This window comes from Aquidulcibacter sp., assembly GCF_049239865.1.
Classification (GTDB): Bacteria; Pseudomonadota; Alphaproteobacteria; order Caulobacterales; family Aquidulcibacteraceae; genus Aquidulcibacter.
This window is the reverse complement of record NZ_JBMLTR010000157.1, coordinates 1-4,687: the sequence shown is the minus strand read 5'-3', so window position 1 is coordinate 4,687 and position 4,687 is coordinate 1. Positions and strand designations below refer to the sequence as shown.

Genomic DNA, 4,687 nt, shown 5'->3' with positions numbered 1-4,687 from the left:
TATCCGTCGCGTCGTGGCGATCCGCGCGACATCACCGAATATATGCGCTCCAGCAACCAAGTGCCCATCATGACGCAGTCGGATTCGGTTCAGCGTTTGGGCGACAATGCTTATGGTAAGCCTGCAACCGCTTTGGTGGTCTTGCGGGAGACAATCATTGGTCGGGCGCGCTTCGACCGGGCGTTCAAAGAATATTCGACGCGCTGGCGCTTTAAGCGGCCAACGCCTTATGACTTCTTCCGCACGATGGAAGAAAGCTCTGGCGTGGATCTCGACTGGTTCTGGCGGGCTTGGTTCTATTCCACCGACCATGTTGATGTAAGCCTGACCAACGTGCGCGAAGGCACCATAGACACCCAGAACCCCGATATTGAATCGGCCCGCCGCATCGCAGAGCGCGACGCCAAGCCAATCGAGCTGGGTCAAGTCAATAATAAGGGCATGAAAACCTATGCCGACAACGACCCGTCCGTGCTCGACTATTATGACCGCACCGATCCACTTTCGGCCACCAAGGGCCAAAAAGCCCGTGCAGCAACTGCCCGTGCGGCGTTGAGCCCGGAAGAGCGCGCCGTCTTGGATGTGAAAGACCGGTTCTATATCTTGAGCCTTGAAAACAAGGGCGGTGTCGTGTCGCCAGTGATTTTGAAATTCACCTTCAAGGATGGAACCAGTGACACCGTCGCTATCCCAGCTGAAATCTGGCGCTATGATGCTCGCAAGGTGAATTGGACCTATATGACGGCCAAGGAAGTGGCCCAAGTCGAACTGGACCCACGTCAGGAAACCGCAGACGTCGATCGGTCCAACAATTATTTCCCAACCCGGATCGAACCGACCCGCTTGGAAGTATTTAAAGCCGCCCAAGGTCCTCGTAACCTGATGCAGGACAATGATTTGGCGGTGAGCCAAGACTCCATCCAGACCAAGCCTGCGGTATCGCCAAAAGCAGGCCCGGGCTCAGCCACTGGGGCAGGGGCAGCGACAGGCGCTCGTCCCAATCGCTAAGATGAAGCGTTTTACCCTCGCAGGACTGGGGTTGCTGGCACTTGCTTTGGCCAGCAACCCCGTTGCAGCGCATCGGCTGGAAGCAGCCCTCAGCGTGGTGGAGGTCAATCCCTCCAATGGTATCTTAGAGATCACCCACAGGCTCTACGCCCACGATCTCGAGCATGCGCTTGACCTTGGTGCCGTCGGCGCTGGTTACTTTGAAACACCCGAAGGCCAAGCGGTGATCAAAGCCTATTGCGAGCGGCAATTCTTCATTGGCGATGGGCAAGGCAAAGCGATCCCGATTCAATTTGTCGGTGCGGAATTGTCGGGCGATTTGCTCTATGTCTATTTTGAAGCTGGGCGCTACCGCGGCCGTGACCTCACCCTCGATTCCAACTTGCTGCAGGACTTTACCCAAGCACAGGTCAATCAAATCAATCTACGTCGCGCTGGCAAGACCGTTTCGGCGCGATTTCAGACGGGTACACCGGCGAAGCGCATGAGCTTGCCGTAAGAACCCATATCAGCTCTGCGCAATGGGATGGAGTTGGACCTTTCCTTTTGAAGCGAAAGGTCTCATTTAAGGCCTATGGTTACGCTCATCGATACCCAAGCCCAGCGCGCCGCGCGCCACCCTGAAAAGCAAAAACGGCCCGACAGCGTCGTGATGCGCAAACCCGAGTGGATTCGCGTCCGGGCACCCGGCGGGGAGGTCTATGAGCAGACCCGTGCGATTGTGAAAGAAAACCGCCTTGTCACCGTGTGTGAAGAAGCTGGCTGCCCCAATATTGGCGAATGTTGGAGCAAGAAGCACGCAACCATGATGATCATGGGCGACACTTGTACGCGTGCCTGTTCCTTCTGCAATGTCAAAACCGGCAAGCCCAACGCCCTCGACCGCGAAGAGCCTACTAATGTCGCCAAAGCCGTTGCCACCATGGGTCTGGAACATGTGGTGATTACCTCGGTTGACCGCGATGATTTGGACGATGGCGGTGCTTCCCATTTTGTCGAGACGATCCAAGCCATTCGGGCGGCAACGCCAAACACGACGATTGAAATCCTGACACCGGACTTTTTGCGCAAAGCCGGGGCTGCTGAAGCCGTGATTGATGCCAAGCCAGACGTGTTCAACCATAATCTGGAAACCGTGCCCCGGCTCTATCTCTCCATCCGCCCCGGTGCCCGCTATTATGCGTCGCTGCGCTTGTTGGAACGGGTCAAAGAACGTGACCCCAACCAATTCACCAAATCCGGCCTGATGGTCGGCTTGGGGGAGACTAAAGAAGAAGTCATGCAAGTTATGGACGACATGCGTTCCGCTGGCGTCGATTTCCTGACAATTGGCCAATATCTCCAGCCGACCCGCAAGCATGCACCGGTCGACCGCTTCGTCACTCCGCAAGAATTTGAAGCCTATGAGACCATCGCCTTGTCGAAGGGCTTTTTGATCGTTTCGGCTTCGCCACTTACCCGCTCAAGCCACCATGCGGGGGAAGATTTTGCGCGTCTGAAAGCTGCACGTGAGAGCCGTCAGGACCACATTGGATCGTGAGCCGGTTTGAGACCATCGAATTAATGCCCTTTGCGCCAGATGATCTTCTGTCGCTGGTCAGCGATGTTCCCGCCTATTCGCGCTTTCTGCCTTGGGTGAAGGCATCCCGCATTTCCCAACTCAAGCAGACGCCAGAAGGTCGTTATTTTGTCGGTGAAGCGGTGGTAGGTTATAAGGCGTTTCGCGCGCAATTCTCGACCCATGTTGATGTGGATGAGAAAGCCCGGACCGTCATAACCCGTTTGATCCAAGGGCCATTCCGCTCACTGAAATGTGTCTGGGGTTTTCGGCCCAGTGAGTCTGGTACTTTGGTTGATTTGAGCTTGGATTTTGAGTTTTCCGAGCCATTTTTGGCAGAATTACTCCGCGCCAACATGGATAAAGCTGTTTCCAAGCTGATTATGGCCTTCACAGAAGAGGCCAAAAGGCGCTACTCCCTGACAGAATAGAGGTTCACTAGATTGGAGAGCGCTGCGTGACAGATGCGGTTTTGAATGACCAAGTTCCAGCGCCGCAACCTGCGCCTTCACCTCTGATGAAGTCTGTCTCTTGGCTCTATCCTGCCACGACATTCCTATCCGCAGCGCTTCTTTTTACCCTACAGCCGCTGTTTGCGAAAATGTTGACCCCAATGATGGGGGGCACGCCCGCTGTCTGGAATACTGCGCTCGTCTTTTATCAAGGCGCGCTTTTGATCGGCTATCTCTACGCCCATTTGATCGCGACCCATTTGCGCCCACGCCAACAATTGATCGTGCATGCCAGCGTGCTGGTGGTCGGGCTGTTGTTTCTGCCGATCCATGTTTCGGGCTTGGTCGGCACCCCCAATGTGGCAAGCCCGGTAGGTTGGACTTTAGGCGCGCTCCTGCTCTCGCTGGGTGGGCCGATTATCGCGATTTCAGCGACCGCACCTTTGATCCAAGCTTGGCGCGCGCGCCTTGGCGATGCGGTAGACCCTTATCGGCTCTATGCCGCCTCTAATCTTGGCAGTTTCGCCGCATTGGCTGCTTTCCCGTTTCTGATTGAGCCGATGATTGGTGCAAAGCTGCAGTCGGTTATTTGGGCCGTCGGCTATGTGATCCTGATGCTCGCGTTAATCGTCTCGATCTATGCCGTGCCCGCTGACAGCCAAGCACCAAAAGAAACGGCACTTCGCAAAACGACGTGGTTAGAGCGCTTTACCTGGGTCGCTTTCGCAGCCCCACCATCCGCCCTTTTGGTGGCCGTCACCACCCATTTGACGACCGATGTGGCCTCTGTGCCGCTTTTGTGGATTCCGCCCCTCGCGCTCTTTCTCTTGACCTTTGTCATTGCCTTTTCGGCGATTGGCGACCGAATTGCAGAAGGTGCCGCACCGCTGAAGTTCATGGTGGTGTTTCTGCTAGCCGCCGTAATGGCGTCCGATAGTGACGGCGGACTCAAAGGGCTTTTCATCCATTTGGGGGCCTTCTTCCTAATCGTTTTGTGTTGTCACCTAGAGCTTGCGGTGCGTCGGCCAGAGCCTGCGCGCTTGACCGAATTTTACCTCTGGATGTCGCTGGGGGGCGTTTTGGGCGGGGCAGCAACGGCGCTTTTGGCCCCCATCCTCCTCAACACCACGATTGAATATCATTTGGCACTGGTGGCGGCCTTAGCTGTTGCACCTTGGCATAGGGCCGATTTGAAATGGGCATTGCCAGCGGTTGTTATCGCCCTTGGCGTAGCTGCCCTGTATCAGAACTCGTTTGATGCCTATTTGTGGCTGGAAGAATATGTGCCCATCAAGGCCGCAGCAGCCGGCACAGATTCTATGTTCTGGCGCGAGGCGCTTCTAATTGATCGGCCTGAATTTGCCGGCGCGATCCTGTGCTCCATCCTTGCCTTGGCTGCTTTGATGGCGTCGCGCTCAGCACCGCTTGTCGCGGCCATCGGCGGACTGGCGCTTTTGTTGCCCGTGCTGACCGAAGACGGTGAGGGGGTGCAATTCCGTGAGCGCAGCTTCTTTGGCGTCCTCGAAATCGAGGATAGTGGCGAAGCCCCAACGGGCTGGCGCTATCTGTCCCACGGCACCACCTTGCATGGCGTGATGAGTTTGGACCCCAATCGCAACCGCGAGCCTATGTCCTATTATTACCGCGAGACGCCCATCGGCTCCTTGTT

4 protein-coding genes and 1 pseudogene are annotated in these 4,687 nt (G+C 56.1%); all 5 read left to right on the top strand.

The genetic code is table 11. The features are described 5' to 3' along the window. Positions 1 to 1,008 (top strand): annotated as a pseudogene (locus ACOVRA_RS11230) (aminopeptidase); the annotation flags it as partial. A gap of 1 nt (position 1,009) precedes the next feature. After that, positions 1,010 to 1,507 carry a DUF6702 family protein gene (locus ACOVRA_RS11225; protein ID WP_421720364.1) on the top strand — a complete coding sequence of 166 codons (498 nt, stop codon included), beginning with the start codon at positions 1,010 to 1,012 and terminating at the stop codon, positions 1,505 to 1,507. Positions 1,508 to 1,582: 75 nt separating this feature from the next. After that, on the top strand, positions 1,583 to 2,548 hold the full coding sequence (gene lipA, locus ACOVRA_RS11220; RefSeq protein WP_421720363.1) for a lipoyl synthase: 966 nt from the start codon (positions 1,583 to 1,585) through the stop codon (positions 2,546 to 2,548). After that, positions 2,545 to 2,997: a type II toxin-antitoxin system RatA family toxin gene (locus ACOVRA_RS11215; protein WP_421720362.1), complete on the top strand. Its 453-nt coding sequence runs from the start codon at positions 2,545 to 2,547 to the stop codon at positions 2,995 to 2,997. Before lipA ends, ACOVRA_RS11215 begins: the two co-directional genes overlap by 4 nt. Positions 2,998 to 3,023: 26 nt before the next feature. Then, on the top strand, positions 3,024 to 4,687 hold a 1,664-nt coding region (locus ACOVRA_RS11210; RefSeq protein WP_421720361.1), incomplete at its 3' end, for a spermidine synthase.